The following is a 15,994-nucleotide window of genomic DNA, read 5'->3' as shown; positions in this document are numbered from 1 at the left end:
CGCACATTGTAGCATTAGGCTCAGCATTTCATTCATTTACCGGGGTTCCATGTCCAGCTCGCGCCGCCTGTTCTTCGCCTTGTCGCTACCCGATGCCTTGCAGCAGCAGGTGATCCGCTGGCGGGCCGAGGCATTTAAACCCGAAGATGGCCGCCCGGTGGCCGCCGCCAATCTGCATCTGACGCTGGCCTTTCTCGGCGAGGTCAGCGCACAGAAAGAACAGGCACTAAAAACGCAGGCCGGGCGTATCACACAGGCGGGTTTTAGCCTCAATCTGGACGATCTTGGCCACTGGCCGCGCCCCGGAGTGGTATGGTTGGGCAGCAAACGCCCCCCACGCGCGCTGTTGCAGTTGGCGGAATTGCTGCGTTCGCAAGCGGCTCGCAGCGGCTGTTATCAAAGCCCGATGCCGTTTCATCCCCATATCACGTTATTACGCGCCGCGACCCAGCCGGTCGCTATTCCTCCTGGCACGCCGGGTTGGCCGTTCAACGCCAGCCACTTCTCACTCTACCAATCGTCGTTTGAACAAGGCCGCACCCGCTATCACGAATTAGAGCAGTGGCCACTCGCCGACAGGATAAATCATGATTTTTGACCCACCGCTAAAACCGGCCACGCTCATCAAGCGCTACAAACGTTTTCTGGCCGATGTGATCACCCCCGAAGGTGAAACCTTTACCCTGCACTGCGCCAACACCGGCGCCATGACCGGCTGTGCGACGCCAGGGGACACCGTTTGGTACTCCACTTCGGACAATGCCAAACGCAAATATGCCCACAGTTGGGAGCTGACGCATACCCAGGCTGGCGACTGGATCTGCGTCAACACCCTGCGTGCCAACACTCTGGTTCGAGAAGCCATTGAACAGAATATAATCAGTGAATTATCCGGTTACAGTAAAATCACCGGCGAAGTGAAATATGGCGGCGAAAACAGCCGTATCGATTTGTTATTACAGGCAGAAAATCGGGTTGACTGCTATATTGAAGTTAAGTCAGTCACACTATTGCAACATCAACAGGGCTACTTCCCCGATGCCGTAACGCTGAGAGGGCAGAAGCATTTGCGTGAATTGCAAAACGTGGTTGAACAAGGGCAGCGGGCGGTGCTGTTCTTTGCCGTGTTACACAGCGGCATCGATCGAGTCACCCCAGCAAATCATATAGATGAGCATTATGCAGTGCTACTAGCGCAGGTTCAGCAGTTGGGAGTGGAAGTTGTTTGTTACGGGGCAAAATTATCACCTGACGGTATCTCGCTAAGCGCTAAGTTACCGTTTTTTATTGGCTAGCGGTGCCGGGCACAAATAAATCGACAACCGGATATTGCTTCGCCAAATACGCCTTCCTTCACACCATTGTCAAGCAGGCGACAGGAATAATTGCCATCCCTCTTCCCTTCTGTTATTTATAGCGGCCTGTTTTTCCCCCGTATTGGGGATTCGACATACCCTACTAGCATGAAAGGGTATAGTGCGTGTGTATGTAGGAGAAGCAATATGCAAGAAGGGCAAACCCGTAAAACCTCGTCCTTGAGCATTCTCGCCATCGCTGGGGTGGAGCCGTATCAAGAGAAACCGGGCGAAGAGTACATGAACGACGCCCAGTTGACGCATTTCAGGCGCATCCTTGAAGCATGGCGCAACCAACTCAGGGACGAAGTCGATCGTACCGTGTCGCATATGCAAGAAGAGGCAGCCAACTTCCCCGATCCGGCAGACCGTGCCACTCAGGAAGAAGAGTTCAGCCTCGAACTGCGTAACCGTGACCGTGAGCGCAAACTGATCAAAAAGATCGAGAAAACGCTGAAGAAAGTAGAAGACGATGATTTCGGCTTCTGCGAGTCTTGCGGCGTGGAGATTGGCATTCGTCGCCTTGAAGCGCGTCCGACTGCCGATTTGTGCATCGACTGCAAGACGTTGGCCGAAATCCGCGAAAAGCAGATGGCCGGCTAAGCAGTTGTTACCTCCTGCGGCGCGTGCCAATAGCTCGCGCCGCACAGAGTTAAGGGAAGTAATCCCTTCAGATATGCTAGCAAGTCACTATGTGGGGCGCTTTGCCCCATCGCCTTCCGGGGATCTGCATTTCGGTTCGCTGATTGCCGCTCTGGGAAGCTACCTCCAGGCTCGTGCTCAACGCGGGCAATGGCTGGTACGTATTGAAGATATCGACCCTCCGCGCGAAGTCGCCGGAGCTGCCGGGCGTATCTTATCCGCACTTGAACACTATGGTCTCCACTGGGACGGCCAGGTCATCTATCAATCCCAACGCTCTGAAGCTTACCGCGCAACCCTTGATTGGCTGCAACGCCAGGATCTCAGCTATTACTGCACCTGTACCCGCAGCCGCATCCAGCAGATCGGCGGTTTGTACGATGGCCATTGCCGCCAGTTACGGCTTGGCCCGCAGGGTGCCGCGATCCGCTTACGTCAATCAAACCCGGTATATGCCTTCCACGATAGGTTGCAGGGCGAGCTTCGGGCCGATCCGGCGCTGGCACAGGAAGATTTCATTATCCGCCGCCGTGATGGCCTGTTTGCCTACAATCTGGCGGTGGTGATCGACGATCATTTTCAAGGCGTGACCGAAATCGTCCGCGGTGCCGATCTGATCGAACCCACGGTGCGCCAGATTGCGCTGTATCAGCAATTACAGGCACCGGTTCCCGCCTATGTACATTTGCCGCTGGCGCTGGGGAACAACGGCATTAAACTGTCGAAGCAAAATCATGCCCCCGCCCTGCCCACTGGCGATCCGCGGCCGGTACTGGTTGCTGCCCTGAAATTTCTGCGTCAACCGCTGCCAGAAAACTGGCAAGATCTTGATCTACCATTATTATTGAGCTGGGCGGTTGAGCATTGGCAGTTGGCAAATGTGCCGCGTCAGCCAGCGATCCCGCCGTGTGAAAACACAACGGCATTCTCAAAACAGCTGGGGTAAGCTATGATTAGCCGCTATTTTTTTGTTAGCGCCATTTTTATCCGTCACTATCGAGGTGTACCATTTTTACCCGAGTAGCCAATTTCTGCCGTAAGGTACTAATCCGCGATGACAAGTTGACCCGCGAAGATGCGCCGGCCAGCGATAAAAACCAAGTCCGCGAAGAAAGCGCGCCTGCAGAACCGTTAGCCACAACGCCATCGCGCTCTACCGAGAGCGGCAGGGAGACACCTGCCCGCCGTCCAGCGCCGCGTAAACGCCCGCCATTTGTAGCCGCAGAGGGAACGCGCTCAATGACCGTTATCCCCCGCGATCAACATGCGATCTCGCGCAAAGATATCAGCGAAAATGCGCTGAAGGTGCTGTATCGCCTGAATAAATCCGGCTATGAAGCCTATCTGGTCGGCGGCGGTGTACGCGATCTGTTGCTCGGCAAAAAGCCGAAAGATTTCGACATTACCACCAACGCCACCCCAGAGCAGGTACGTAAGTTGTTCCGCAACTGCCGCCTGGTAGGCCGCCGTTTCAGGCTGGCGCACGTGATGTTCGGGCCGGAAATCATCGAAGTCGCCACCTTCCGTGGCCACCACGAACAGAGTCAGGAATCTGACAAGAACTCTTCCCAGCAGGCCCAGAACGGCATGCTGCTGCGCGATAACATCTTCGGAACCATCGAAGACGATGCCCAGCGCCGCGATTTTACCATCAACAGCCTGTATTACGGCGTAGCCGACTTTGCCCTGCGTGATTACGTCGGGGGCATGCGCGATCTGCAACAGGGCGTGATCCGCCTGATCGGCGATCCGGAAACCCGCTACCGCGAAGATCCGGTGCGGATGCTGCGCGCGGTGCGCTTTGCCGCCAAGCTGGATATGACCATCAGCGAAGAAACCGCCGAGCCTATTCCACGCCTGGCCTCTCTGCTGCACGAAATCCCACCGGCTCGCCTGTTTGAAGAGGCGCTGAAGCTGCTGCAAACGGGTTACGGCTACCAGACCTACCTGAAGCTGTGTGAATATCAGCTGTTCCAGCCGCTGTTCCCGTTGATCGCGCGCAACTTCACGCCAAATCACGACACGCCGATGGAGCGCATTCTGGAGCAGGTATTGAAAAATACCGATCACCGCCTGCAAAACGACAAGCGCGTCAACCCGGCGTTCCTGTTTGCCGCCATGCTGTGGTACCCACTGCTGGAGCACGCACAGAAACTGGCGCAGGAAAGCGGCCTGGCCTATTACGACGCCTTTGCACTGGCCATGAACGATGTGCTGGACGAAGAGTGCCGTTCACTGGCAATCCCCAAACGAATCACTACACTGGTACGTGACATCTGGCAACTGCAGTTACGCCTGTCCCGTCGCCAGGGCAAGCGTGCGCACAAGCTGATGGAACACCCTAAATTCCGTGCGGCGTATGATTTGCTGGCATTGCGTGCCGAAGTGGAAAACAACCCGGAGATGCTGCGTCTTGCCGAATGGTGGGATGAGTTCCAGGTGGCCACCGCGGCCCGCCAGAAAAACATGTTGAGCACGCTAGGCGAAGATCCGGCACCGCGTCGGGCTCGTCAGCGCCGCCCACGCCGCAGGACTCCGAATAACGAAGGAGCATAATGATCCGCGTTTATATCGCGCTGGGCAGCAATCTGGCGCAACCTTTGCAACAGGTGAATACCGCGCTGGAGGCGTTGGAGCATATTCCACGCACCCGTCTGATCGTTTGTTCACCGCTGTACCGCACCAAACCGCTGGGGCCACAGAACCAGCCGGATTATCTCAACGCGGTGGTGGCACTGGATACCCAGTTGCCACCGGAACAGCTGCTCGATCACACCCAGGCGATAGAACGCAATCAGGGCCGAGTGCGCAAAGATGAGCGCTGGGGCCCTCGCACGCTGGATCTGGATATGATGCTGTACGGCGATCTGGTGATCGACACCGAGCGTCTCACCGTGCCCCATTACGGCCTGAAACAACGTGAATTCATGCTCTACCCGCTGGCCGATATCGCTCCGGACCTGGTTTTCCCAGACGGTGAAACCCTGGCGGAGTGCCTGCAACGTGTGCCAAAAAACGGCATGACGCTGTGGCATCAGCCCTAGGCTTGAATACCGCCCCCAGACAAGGTTAACGTCGCGATAAACCCACCCTCCTGCCGATTGGCAAAGCTAACACGTAATCCATGCAGGCTGGCAATCCGCTGCACAATAGACAAGCCCAGCCCGCTTCCCACCTGTTCCTGCCCCGGTGGGCGATAAAAGCGCTCCCCTAGTCTTTCCAGATGCTCAGCCGTGACGCCAGGACCGTCGTCCTCCACCGTCAGTTGCTTCTGGCTGAGCGTGACCGTTACCGTCCCACCGGCCGGAGTGTAACGTACCGCATTGTCCACCAGATTGCGCACCAACAGCGATAACAGCAACTGCTGGCCTGATAATGCAGGAGGTTTGCCCTGTTGCTGATAACGCAGCGTGATCCCGGAGGTATACGCCTGTCGATCCAGTTCCGCCAAGGTCATCGGCACCAGTTGGCACCAATCAACCAAGGTCAGATCGTGCAAATCTGCGAGCGAGTCCAGCCGGGATAAGGTGAGCAGTTGATCCACCAGGCGCGTGGCTCGATCGATACCCTCCGTCAGGTTATTCACCGCATGTTCACGCATGGGCACATCGTCGCCCGCCAGTTGCACCACCTCGGTCTGCACCCGCAATGCCGCCAATGGGCTGCGCAACTCATGGGCTGCATCCGAAGTAAACCGCCGCTCACGCACCAGCAGGCTATTAATGCGCGTAAACAGCGTATTCAGCGCCTCCACCAGCGGACGCACCTCACTGGGTACCTGGTGTGCATTCAGCGGCGTAGCGTCGTCAGGGGCTCGTTTACGCAGGCTGGCGGCCACCTCACGTAACGGTCTTAGCTCGCGGCCAACCATCAGGGCGATCAACAACATCAGGATCGGCAACGTCACCAGCCAGGGCAGCAACTGCCCCATCACCAACCCCAACGCCATATCCTGCCGATAATCCCATTCCTGGCCGACCACAATGCGGTAGCGTCCATCCGGGCTGGTGAGCCATAGCAAGCGCCAGCTGTCGCTATCTCCTTTGAGTTGACCATCGACAAACCCTTGCCGCTCGCCGTCAAACAGGAAGTCTTCACCGTTCTCACCGTCGTTGAGCAGCATGCGCCCATCGTGGGAAAAGATGGCGAATGCCAACGCATCATCGTCCTGCTCACCACGTTTGCCATGGTTCAGCATCTTCTTGGTTTTTGGCAGGCTGCGCGCTTGCTGATTAACCAACAAATCCCCCAGATCGGCGGTCGCCAGCCGTTTGGCAAACAGCATCTGCTGGGTGTCGAACACTTCATTGATATTGTGGCGCGTCATCATCCACGCCACCACGCTGGCGGAGGACCAGGTCAGCAATGCCAGCAGGCTGAAGATCAGGATCAGCCTCAACCGCAAACTCAATGACTTCACGGCTCATCCCCCAGCGTGTAACCCACGCCATGTACGGTGCGGATAAAGCCGTTACCCAGCTTGCGCCGCAGATGATGGATGTGAACCTCAACCGCGTTACTGCTCACATCATCATCCCAGTTATACAGTTTTTCCTGGATCAGCGGCCGTGCCAGCACGCGCCCCTTGTTGTGCAGAAACAGTTCCAGCACCGCCAGTTCGCGCGGGGTCAGCGTCACGGGCTCCCCGTTGCAGCTCACGCTGCGGGATGCGGCATCAAACACCAGCTTGCCGTGGACCAGTTGAGGCGTCAGTTGCCCATGGCGGCGGCGGATCAACGCCTGTAAACGTGCGGCAACTTCCGTCAGGGCAAAAGGCTTGCACAGGTAATCATCGGCTCCGCTCTGCAACCCGTTGACACGCTGTTCCAACGCGTCACGCGCGGTCAGGATCAGCACCGGCACATCCTGCCCGGCCTGACGCCACTGGCGCAGCAAATCCAACCCGTCCAATCCCGGCAAGCTGAGATCGAGGATCACCGCATCATAAGGTGCGCTGTCCAGGGCGTTCTTACCGACGATGCCATCGGTGAACCAGTCGAGGTTAAACCCCAGCTTGGTCAAGCCCGCCTTGATGCCATCACCGATCAGTTTGTCGTCTTCAATCAACAGAATTCTCATGGGCTCTCCCTCTAGACAGACCATTACATCATAAGCTTCTTAAGAACATCTTAACCATCAGCATCGGAGCTACCCACCCCTGAAGGGTTACAGTAGAATGACAGCACTTTTTACCACCGTGCTACGGATCCAGGCTGCGCGGATATTTCAGGAGACGTCGTGATGAAACCTACCACCGTGAGCCATTTACGCCAGTGGAAGCAGGAGCAGCGCAAGTTTGCGACTATTACCGCCTACGATGCCAGCTTTGCCCAGCTGTTTGAAGAACAAGGTATTAAAGTATTGCTGGTCGGTGACTCGCTGGGGATGACGCTGCAAGGGCATGACTCAACGCTGCCGGTAACCGTAGCCGACGTGGCTTACCATACCCGCGCGGTACGCCGAGGTGCACCAGCCAGCCTGCTATTGGCCGACCTGCCTTTCATGAGTTACGCCACGCCTGAGCTTGCCTGCCAAAGCGCGGCCGAGGTGATGCGCGCTGGGGCCAATATGGTCAAAATAGAAGGCGGCAGCTGGCTCTGCGAAACGGTGAAAATGCTCACGGAGCGCGCCGTCCCCGTCTGCGGCCATCTTGGCCTCACGCCACAGTCCGTCAACGTGTTTGGCGGCTACAAGGTGCAGGGGCGCGACGAGTTGGCGGCCAAGCAACTGCTGATCGACGCCCAGAATCTGGAGCTGGCTGGCATGCAGCTGCTGGTGCTGGAGTGCGTACCGACCGAACTGGCCCGCCAGGTTACTGAAGCCTTGTCGATCCCGGTGATCGGTATTGGTGCCGGCAATGCTACCGATGGCCAGATCCTGGTAATGCATGACGCCTTGGGGATCACCGGCGGCCATACCCCTAAATTTGCCAAAAACTTTCTGGCGCAGGGCGGCGATATTCGCGGCGCCGTACAGCTGTATATTCGGGAAGTCGAGCAAGGTATTTATCCCGACGAAGAGCACTCTTTCAACTGAGTGACCGGCCACGATTGATAGCTAACTAGCTTATCCCTCGATACTGAGGGGGCACCGAGGAGTTATGGAATGGTAATTATCGAAACCCTGCCACTGCTGCGCCAACAGATCCGCCGCTGGCGGCAAGAGGGCAAACGCGTTGCTCTGGTGCCCACCATGGGCAATCTGCATGAAGGCCATATGACGCTGGTGGAAGAAGCCCGCGCCCGTGCCGACGTGGTGGTAGTGAGCATTTTCGTTAACCCGCTGCAGTTCGAACGCGCAGACGATCTGGAGCGCTATCCGCGCACCTTGCAGGAAGACTGTGAAAAGCTCAATCGCCGTAATGTCGAGCTGATCTTCGCCCCTGCCCCGGCCGAAATTTACCCCAAAGGGCTGGAAGAACATACCAGCGTTGACGTACCGGTGATCTCCACCATGTTGGAAGGCGCCAGCCGTCCGGGCCACTTCCGCGGTGTCTCCACCATCGTCAGCAAACTGTTCAATCTGATCCAGCCGGATCTGGCCTGCTTTGGCGAGAAGGATTATCAGCAGTTGGCGTTGATCCGCAAGATGGTGGCGGATATGGGCTATAACATTGATATCGTTGGCGTGCCAACGGTGCGCGCCAAAGACGGGCTGGCGCTAAGCTCTCGCAACGGCTATCTCACCGCAGAAGAACGCAAGATCGCGCCACAGTTGAGCAAAATCATGAACGCCCTGGCAGAACAGCTCGGCAACGGCGAACGCCACATCGAAGAGTTGCTGGCGCAGACGGCCGAAAAGCTGCGCGCAGCAGGTTTCACCCCAGACGAGCTGTTTATTCGCGATGCAGACACGCTGCAACCGCTGGGCGTAGAAAGCCGCCGCGCCGTGGTGCTGATGGCAGCCTGGTTGGGCAAAGCCCGCCTGATCGATAATCAGCAGATCGACCTGACTCAGTAAGCCATTTGTTGTACAGTCGTTGCCGTTTTTACCCGGTTGGCGGTAGACTGGCCGGGTTTTCGGTGACGATAAATAGTGCAAGGAAGCAGTTCTTCTTCAGCCGCCTGAAAAGGCCGATATTCAGTTAGGTAACGCTATGATACGTACTATGTTGCAAGGCAAGCTGCATCGGGTGAAAGTGACTCAGGCTGACCTGCACTACGAAGGCTCCTGCGCCATTGACCAGGATTTTCTGGAAGCCGCCGGGATCCTGGAATATGAAGCGATCGATATTTACAACGTGGATAACGGCCAACGTTTCTCCACCTATGCCATCGCCGCCGAACGCGGTTCGCGCATTATTTCGGTCAACGGTGCGGCCGCCCGCTGTGCCTGCGTGGGTGACAAACTGATTATCTGTTCTTATGTGCAGATGAGCGATGCCGATGCCCGCCAGCACCACCCCAAAGTCGCCTACTTCGAAGGTGACAACCACCTGCAACGCAAGGCGAAAGCCGTCCCCGTTCAGGTTGCCTAAAAAATCGGGCGCTTTCAGCGCCCGTCTTCTCTCTATTCTGTTACCGTCACACCCGGTAACGCACCAGGCTTGTTGGCTATTCGCTCCGCCATGGTGGGGATGGAGTCGGTACGCAGGATATACAGCCGTTTTAAAGTATAAGGATTATCACCCGGTTTCACTTTCCCCTGCACCGTGGTCACGGCCAAATGCAGCCCGGCATCTTTTGCCGCCTGGATCGCCTTTTGGTTATAACCACCAAATGGATAGGAAAGGTACAGCACATGCGGATTAAACTGCTCTAACGCCCGTCTTGAGCGCTCAAAGTCGAATTCGATATTGTGCAGTGAACGGCTGAGCAGGATCGGCCGACGGTTGCCATCGGTACGATGTAGGAAATGGGTGTGTGACTGGATATCAAATACATCCTGGATCTCTTTCAGCTCTGAAATGCTCATAAACTGCAGCGAATCCGGGTTCCATTTCTGCGGGTGACGTTTGATACGCGAAGAGATGATAAACGCCGTAGCGCGGAAACCGTAATCCTTCAGTACCGGATACGCATAGCGATAAACCGACTTCAACCCGTCATCAAAAGTCAGTAACACCACTTTACCCGGCAGGTTGATTTGATTATTCAGGTAGGCTTCCAGCTGATACATCGAGATGGTGTCATAACCCGTCTGCTTCAAATAGGTCATCTGGTTGCTGAAGGCCACGTCCGAGGTGGTGGTTGAGGTATTACGGAAACGTTTGTTCTCTTCATTTTTCAGCAGGTGGTGATAGGTCAGCACCGGAATGCCGTTGTCGACTTCACAGTCCAACTCACTGACAAATCCCAGACGATCGCCGATATTGACCTCATACCAGGTATTATTCAGCCGATCTTTCAGCTTGCCGATAATCGGATAGCGCAGGTTCTCTTCCAGTACGCCAAAAATTTCACTTTTGTTATCCGCCGCCGTGTAGACGTTAATTGCACGCTGGGTGATCAGATTCTGATTGGTCAGCGGTTTGTTCAGATCCCCCAGATCGTCCTTCACCTTACGGGTTTTGCTGATGGCGCGAACGTCGTTTTTATCAATAAAGCCGGTACCGTAGCCAAACTTGAGCTCGTAATATTCCGCATCCGCCGGGAACATCTGGATCAGTTGCCCTTTTTTCACTTCACCGACCGGGATCACATGCTCACCGATCAACGAATAAACCTCGCTGTTACGCTGTACTTCCATGTATTGGGCTTGAATAGCGCTGTCTTCTGACAACAAATCCGCCAACGCCGCCGGTGCTACCAACGACATAACAATGCCGAGTAGCCCTGCTGCTATCTTATGTTGAGGCTGCATGGTTTGTTCTGCTTACGAGTGCGTCATGAAAAAATGAAGAAAATGTGGAGCGCCAGCATAGCACGATTTAAATCGCCGGGAGAAAGGGCTTATTGCCTTAATTCTATAGATTTAGATGATGTCTGTGCTAAATCAATAAACGCCCTCCCCCGGCAACGGGGGAGGGAAATGACATCAGGAACGCAAGCCGCGGCCACGCTCAATCAGATACCAGGCCAGCCCGTAGAACACCGCAATGAACGCCACCAGCACCAACATGGTCAGCGCCAACGGCACGTCGGAAATACCCAGGAAACCGAAGCGGAAACCGCTGATCATGTAGACGATCGGATTCAGTTTGGAGACCGCCTGCCAGAAAGGCGGTAGCAGCGTCAGCGAGTAAAATACCCCGCCCAGATAGGTCAGCGGCGTCAGCACAAAGGTCGGGATCAGGCTGATATCGTCAAAAGTGTTGGCAAAGACGGCATTAAGCAAACCGCCTAGCGAGAACAGGATCGCCGTCAACAACAGCGTCACCGCGATCACCCACCAGGAATGGACCACCAGCGGAACGAAGAACAGCGAGATCACCGTCACCAGGATCCCCACACAGATACCACGCGCCACGCCACCGCCAACATAGCCGGCAATCACCACGTGCGTCGGCACCGGTGCCACCAGCAGCTCTTCAATATTGCGCTGGAACTTGGCACTAAAGAATGACGCCGCCACGTTGGCGTAGGAGTTGGTGATCACCGCCATCATGATCAGGCCCGGCACGATAAACTGCATATAATCAAAGCCGTGCATCTCACCAATACGCGACCCAATCAGGTTGCCAAAGATGATGAAATACAGGGTCATGGTGATCACTGGCGGTACCAGCGTCTGGATCCAGATGCGGGCGAAGCGGTTGATCTCTTTGGCCCAGATGCTTTTCAAGGCCACCCAATACAAATGCATCATGCTTGTTCTCCATTACCGTTCACCAGGTTGACGAACAGCTCTTCCAGCCGGTTGGCCTTGTTACGCATACTCAGGACCTGGATCCCCTGCGCGCTCAGTTGGGTGAACAGACCGTTCAGACCTTGCTCACGCATCACTTCCACTTCCAGCGTGGAGGTGTCGGTCAAACGGCTGTGGTAACCCTCAAGATGGGGTAGTGGGCTTTTCGCCGCCAGATCGAGGATGAAGGTTTCGGACTTCAGCTTGGCTAACAGCCCCTTCATCGAGGTGTTTTCTACCAGCTCACCGTTCTGGATGATGCCGATATTGCGGCACAGCATTTCTGCTTCCTCCAGATAGTGCGTGGTCAGGATAATGGTGGTGCCCTGGGCGTTCAGCTCTTTGAGGAAGCCCCACATCGAGCGACGCAGCTCGATATCCACCCCGGCAGTCGGTTCGTCGAGGATCAGCAGCTTGGGCTGATGCATCAGCGCACGGGCAATCATCAGGCGGCGTTTCATCCCGCCAGACAGCATACGCGCCCGCTCGTTACGTTTGCCCCAAAGATCGAGCTGATTGAGGTACTTTTCTGCCCGCGCCATCGCCTCGCGGCGTTCAACGCCATAATATCCCGCCTGGTTGACCACAATCTGCAGCACGGTTTCAAACGGGTTGAAGTTGAATTCCTGCGGCACCAGCCCGAGCTGGCGCTTGGCATTAACGATATCCTTGTCGATATCGTAACCAAACACTCGCACCGTGCCCGCCGTCTTGTTGACCAGTGAACTGATAATGCCGATGGTGGTGGATTTCCCGGCGCCGTTCGGCCCGAGCAGGGCATAAAAGTCCCCCGCCTCCACGTTCAGATTGATACCGCGCAATGCCTTGACGCCACCCGCGTAGGTTTTGGTCAGCTGCGCTATTTCCAGTGCATAATTCATAAGTTATGAGAGTACCTTTTGATGGAGTTGGCTGCCGAACTTGTCTAAGAGGGAGTTTATCATCAGCGGCCCGATTACCGAGTTGAATCCGTGCGAATTCCAGAGGGCAGAAAATTGCTTAACTGTTCCGATTTCCAAATTGTGACGCTTGCCATATATTACATCAACGCAATTCGTTCATAACAGGCCAATAACCGCCATGCAAGAAATCGAAAGGCTTATCGCCAATAACCAAGCCTGGTCCGCTAATATCAACAAGGAAGATCCCGGCTTCTTTGAACGTTTGGCTCAAGCGCAAAAACCGCGATTCTTGTGGATCGGCTGTTCAGACAGCCGCGTGCCCGCCGAACGCCTGACCGGCCTGGAGCCGGGTGAGCTGTTCGTTCACCGTAACGTCGCCAATCTGGTGATCCATACCGATTTGAACTGCCTGTCAGTGGTGCAGTATGCCGTCGACGTGCTGGAGGTGGAGCATATCATTATCTGTGGTCACCTGGGCTGCGGTGGGGTAGAAGCAGCTGTAGAAAACCCGGAACTGGGGTTGATCAACAACTGGCTGCTGCACATTCGCGATCTGTGGTACAAGCACAGTTCCCTGCTCGGCGAGCTGGAACCGGAACAACGTCTGGATGTGCTGTGCGAGATCAACGTCATTGAGCAGGTGTATAACCTGGGCCACTCAACCATCATGCAGTCTGCCTGGAAACGCGGCCAGAAAGTAATGATCCACGGGTGGGTGTACGGGATCCAGGACGGTCGTCTGCACGATCTGGAAGTCACCGCCACCAGCCGTGAAAGCCTGGAGATGGGCTACCGCAAAGCGATAGCCACACTTAAACAAGAGAAAGGCCTGTTCTAGCGCCTGATCCGGGTTCAGCGCCCTGCTGAACCCTGGCCGGATTATTCGTCCAGCATCACCACTTTGCCGATGTAAGGCAGATGGCGATAACGCTGGGCGTAATCGATGCCATAACCCACCACGAACTCGTCCGGGATCGGGAAGCCGACATATTCCACCGGTACTTCAACCTCACGGCGCTCAGGCTTGTCCAGCAGCGTGCAAATCGCCAAAGACTTCGGCCCACGCAACGCCAGGATCTCGCGCACCTTGTTCAGGGTATTGCCGGAATCGATGATGTCTTCGACGATCAATACGTCTTTACCACGGATGTCTTCATCCAGATCTTTGAGGATTTTCACGTCGCGGGTGGTAGACATGCCGCTGCCGTAGCTGGAAGCGGTCATAAAATCGACCTCATGCGACACCTCAATGGTGCGGCACAGATCGGCCATAAACATGAAAGAGCCACGCAGCAACCCGACCAGCACCATGTCACTGCCGCTATCGCGGTAGTCTTCGGTGATCTGGCGACCAAGTTCAGCAATACGGGTCTTAACTTCCTGCTCGGAAATCATTACTTCTACAGTGTGTTTCATAGTTTTCAGGTCAGTTGCCGGAAGAAGGGCGCAGAGTTTAGCATAGCTGGCGGGCGGTGGCGACGCGAGTGCGTCACCACCTGTTTCTTTGGCGTATTTTTGAAACCACAAGCTTTATACCCTATGGATTTCAAGTTGCAGCTAGGCGACAAGCTTGTTCATCCCCAGGAGCTTACTTTTGTAAGTGACTGGGGTGAGCAAGCGCAGGTAACAACGCTGTAGCTTGAAAGACGACGGGTATATTAATCGGCTACGGTAAAGCCTAGCATCATCCCTGTATCCTCATGTTCCAGCAGGTGGCAGTGGGCCATATAGGCCTGATCGGCACTGGCCAGATGGTTGAAGCGCACCAGCACTTCGCTGCGCCAACCTTCTACCAGCACCGTATCTTTCCATCCTGCCCGGTGGGCCGCCGGTGGTTTGCCGTTTTCCGACAGAATGCGGAACTGGGTGCCATGGATATGGAACGGGTGCAGCATCATGTCGCCTTCGCCGGAAATGGTCCATTTCTCGTATTTGCCACGCTTGGCCTCAAACGCGGGCTTGGTCATATCGAAGGCTTTGCCATTGATGGTGTTGGCATGGCTGAAATCAAACGGCTTGCTGCCATGATCCATCTTGCTGTGGTCCATTCCCGCCATGTTGCCCTGGTCCATACCTTGCATCTTACTATGATCCATACCTGCCATGTTGCCAGCGGCATTGCCGTGATCCATGCTCATCCCGGCCATCGCCTGGTGACCATAGCGATCCATCAGAGCCTGCATCCCCAGCATATCCAGCTTAGGATCCATCATCAGTTGCAACCAGCGTTCCTGCACCCCGGCCAGCGATGGCAGCGCAGGCAATTTCACCAGGCTGTCCGGCATGGATTTCACGCCCAGCGCCAACGAGGGCTGAATATGCAGCACCGGCAGCGGCTGGTCGAACGGGGCCAGCGTCATGCCCATCTGCTTCACCGGCAGGGTAACGATATCGAACGGCTTGCCATCGGAGGCATCGACCAGCACTTCAAAGCGCTCGCCCATCAGCATCGGCAGTTCGGTCAGTTTCACCGGTTCGCCCAGGAAGCCACCGTCACTGGCAATCACGTATAATGGGCGATTGTCGCTGGTGGACAGGTTAAGCGAGCGGGCGTTACAGCCGTTCAGGAAACGCAGACGCAGCCAGCCGCGTGGCGCGATGTGTTGCGGATAGCTGGCACCGTTGGTGAACATGCGGTCACCAAACCAGCCCACGGCCGCGCTCATGATGTCCAATTGATATTCGATTTGACCGTCTTTGCCCAGGCGCTTATCTTGCAGGATCACGGGAATATCGTCGGTTCCCCAGGTCTTCGGCAAGGGTAGCTGGCTGCTTTCTTCATCTTCCAACAGCACCAGTCCCCCCAGCCCCTTCATCACTTGCTCGCCGGTTTTGCCATGCGTATGGGGATGGAACCAGCAGGTAGACGCTGGCTGATCGGCAGTGAAACTCACCGTGCGGGTGGTGCCAGGTTGGATCAAGGCTTGTGGACCACCGTCGACATTACCGGGGATCTCTAAACCGTGCCAGTGCACCGTACTGGCCTCTGGCAGTTTATTACTGATATCCACCGTCACCGGCTTACCCCGTTGCAAACGGACCGCTGGGCCAAGCAACGCACCGTTAATCCCCCAGGTACGTGTAGCCACGTTAGGCAGCCAGTTCATCTCACCGGTTTGCAGCGCCAACGTGATCTTTCCTTGCGCATCTGGCGTCAAAATCGGTGGGATCGGCAAGGCTGGACGATCGGCCGCCCAGGCGGCACGGCTCCATAATGGCAAGGCGCTTGCGGCACCTATTGCGGCGGTCAGTTTGATAAAATCACGGCGTAACATCGCTGGTTCCCTTTTCTCAGTGATCGAAAGCTTA

At 55.9% G+C, this 15,994-nt stretch carries 17 protein-coding genes; 10 read left to right on the top strand and 7 right to left on the bottom strand.

Annotation, left to right across the window (positions count from 1 at the left end; genetic code table 11):
- Positions 1-49: 49 nt before the first annotated feature.
- From thpR to folK, 6 genes are all read left to right on the top strand, one after another.
- A complete protein-coding gene (gene thpR / locus ACX9GU_RS04555; protein WP_261145053.1) occupies positions 50-598 on the top strand; it encodes an RNA 2',3'-cyclic phosphodiesterase in 549 nt (182 codons plus the stop codon).
- Positions 588-1,295, top strand: a complete 708-nt coding sequence (gene sfsA, locus ACX9GU_RS04550; RefSeq protein WP_021806247.1) for a DNA/RNA nuclease SfsA — start codon at positions 588-590, stop codon at positions 1,293-1,295. Before thpR ends, sfsA begins: the two co-directional genes overlap by 11 nt.
- A gap of 207 nt (positions 1,296-1,502) precedes the next feature.
- Positions 1,503-1,958, top strand: a complete 456-nt coding sequence (dksA, locus tag ACX9GU_RS04545; RefSeq protein WP_021179742.1) for an RNA polymerase-binding protein DksA — start codon at positions 1,503-1,505, stop codon at positions 1,956-1,958.
- 73 nt (positions 1,959-2,031) lie between these two features.
- Positions 2,032-2,943, top strand: coding sequence for a tRNA glutamyl-Q(34) synthetase GluQRS (gene gluQRS, locus ACX9GU_RS04540; protein WP_094981455.1), 912 nt, complete (start codon positions 2,032-2,034; stop codon positions 2,941-2,943).
- Between the two features lie 293 nt (positions 2,944-3,236).
- Entirely contained in the window at positions 3,237-4,553 is a 1,317-nt protein-coding gene (pcnB, locus tag ACX9GU_RS04535) for a polynucleotide adenylyltransferase PcnB (RefSeq protein WP_024528317.1), read from the top strand.
- Positions 4,553-5,041: a 2-amino-4-hydroxy-6-hydroxymethyldihydropteridine diphosphokinase gene (folK, locus tag ACX9GU_RS04530; protein WP_473193980.1), complete on the top strand. Its 489-nt coding sequence runs from the start codon at positions 4,553-4,555 to the stop codon at positions 5,039-5,041. Before pcnB ends, folK begins: the two co-directional genes overlap by 1 nt.
- Here the strand turns inward: folK and qseC are convergent.
- Both qseC and qseB read right to left on the bottom strand, forming a co-directional pair.
- On the bottom strand, positions 5,038-6,417 hold the full coding sequence (qseC, locus tag ACX9GU_RS04525; protein WP_473193979.1) for a quorum sensing histidine kinase QseC: 1,380 nt from the start codon (positions 6,415-6,417) through the stop codon (positions 5,038-5,040). The genes folK and qseC overlap by 4 nt on opposite strands.
- Positions 6,414-7,076, bottom strand: coding sequence for a quorum sensing response regulator transcription factor QseB (gene qseB / locus ACX9GU_RS04520; protein WP_473193978.1), 663 nt, complete (start codon positions 7,074-7,076; stop codon positions 6,414-6,416). The genes qseC and qseB overlap by 4 nt, the downstream gene beginning before the upstream one ends.
- A gap of 162 nt (positions 7,077-7,238) precedes the next feature.
- Here qseB and panB point away from each other — a divergent pair, with 162 nt between their 5' ends.
- From panB to panD, 3 genes are all read left to right on the top strand, one after another.
- Entirely contained in the window at positions 7,239-8,033 is a 795-nt protein-coding gene (gene panB / locus ACX9GU_RS04515; protein ID WP_473193977.1) for a 3-methyl-2-oxobutanoate hydroxymethyltransferase, read from the top strand.
- Positions 8,034-8,102: 69 nt separating this feature from the next.
- Entirely contained in the window at positions 8,103-8,957 is an 855-nt protein-coding gene (gene panC / locus ACX9GU_RS04510) for a pantoate--beta-alanine ligase (protein WP_473193976.1), read from the top strand.
- Positions 8,958-9,093: 136 nt separating this feature from the next.
- On the top strand, positions 9,094-9,474 hold the full coding sequence (panD, locus tag ACX9GU_RS04505) for an aspartate 1-decarboxylase (RefSeq protein ID WP_024484346.1): 381 nt from the start codon (positions 9,094-9,096) through the stop codon (positions 9,472-9,474).
- A gap of 32 nt (positions 9,475-9,506) precedes the next feature.
- Here the strand turns inward: panD and ACX9GU_RS04500 are convergent, their stop codons facing one another.
- The 3 genes from ACX9GU_RS04500 to ACX9GU_RS04490 all read right to left on the bottom strand — a co-directional run bounded on the left by ACX9GU_RS04500 (position 9,507) and on the right by ACX9GU_RS04490 (position 12,664).
- Positions 9,507-10,799 carry a polysaccharide deacetylase family protein gene (locus ACX9GU_RS04500; RefSeq protein ID WP_473193975.1) on the bottom strand — a complete coding sequence of 431 codons (1,293 nt, stop codon included), beginning with the start codon at positions 10,797-10,799 and terminating at the stop codon, positions 9,507-9,509.
- 174 nt (positions 10,800-10,973) lie between these two features.
- Positions 10,974-11,744 carry an ABC transporter permease gene (locus tag ACX9GU_RS04495; protein WP_024484344.1) on the bottom strand — a complete coding sequence of 257 codons (771 nt, stop codon included), beginning with the start codon at positions 11,742-11,744 and terminating at the stop codon, positions 10,974-10,976.
- On the bottom strand, positions 11,741-12,664 hold the full coding sequence (locus ACX9GU_RS04490; RefSeq protein WP_024484343.1) for an ABC transporter ATP-binding protein: 924 nt from the start codon (positions 12,662-12,664) through the stop codon (positions 11,741-11,743). Before ACX9GU_RS04490 ends, ACX9GU_RS04495 begins: the two co-directional genes overlap by 4 nt.
- A gap of 199 nt (positions 12,665-12,863) precedes the next feature.
- On the opposite strand from ACX9GU_RS04490, the gene can reads away from it, so the two are divergent.
- Positions 12,864-13,523 (top strand): carbonate dehydratase, encoded by a 660-nt coding sequence (gene can / locus ACX9GU_RS04485; RefSeq protein ID WP_024484342.1) that lies wholly within the window; start codon positions 12,864-12,866, stop codon positions 13,521-13,523.
- 41 nt (positions 13,524-13,564) lie between these two features.
- Here can and hpt read toward each other — a convergent pair whose 3' ends face one another.
- Both hpt and cueO read right to left on the bottom strand, forming a co-directional pair.
- A complete protein-coding gene (gene hpt, locus ACX9GU_RS04480; RefSeq protein ID WP_029988257.1) occupies positions 13,565-14,101 on the bottom strand; it encodes a hypoxanthine phosphoribosyltransferase in 537 nt (178 codons plus the stop codon).
- Between the two features lie 242 nt (positions 14,102-14,343).
- A complete protein-coding gene (gene cueO, locus ACX9GU_RS04475) occupies positions 14,344-15,960 on the bottom strand; it encodes a multicopper oxidase CueO (protein WP_473193974.1) in 1,617 nt (538 codons plus the stop codon).
- Positions 15,961-15,994: the final 34 nt, after the last annotated feature.

Source organism: Serratia sp. K1WW1, from assembly GCF_055790865.1.
Note: the sequence above shows the minus strand (reverse complement) of the source record. Positions and strands in the feature narration are given on the sequence as shown.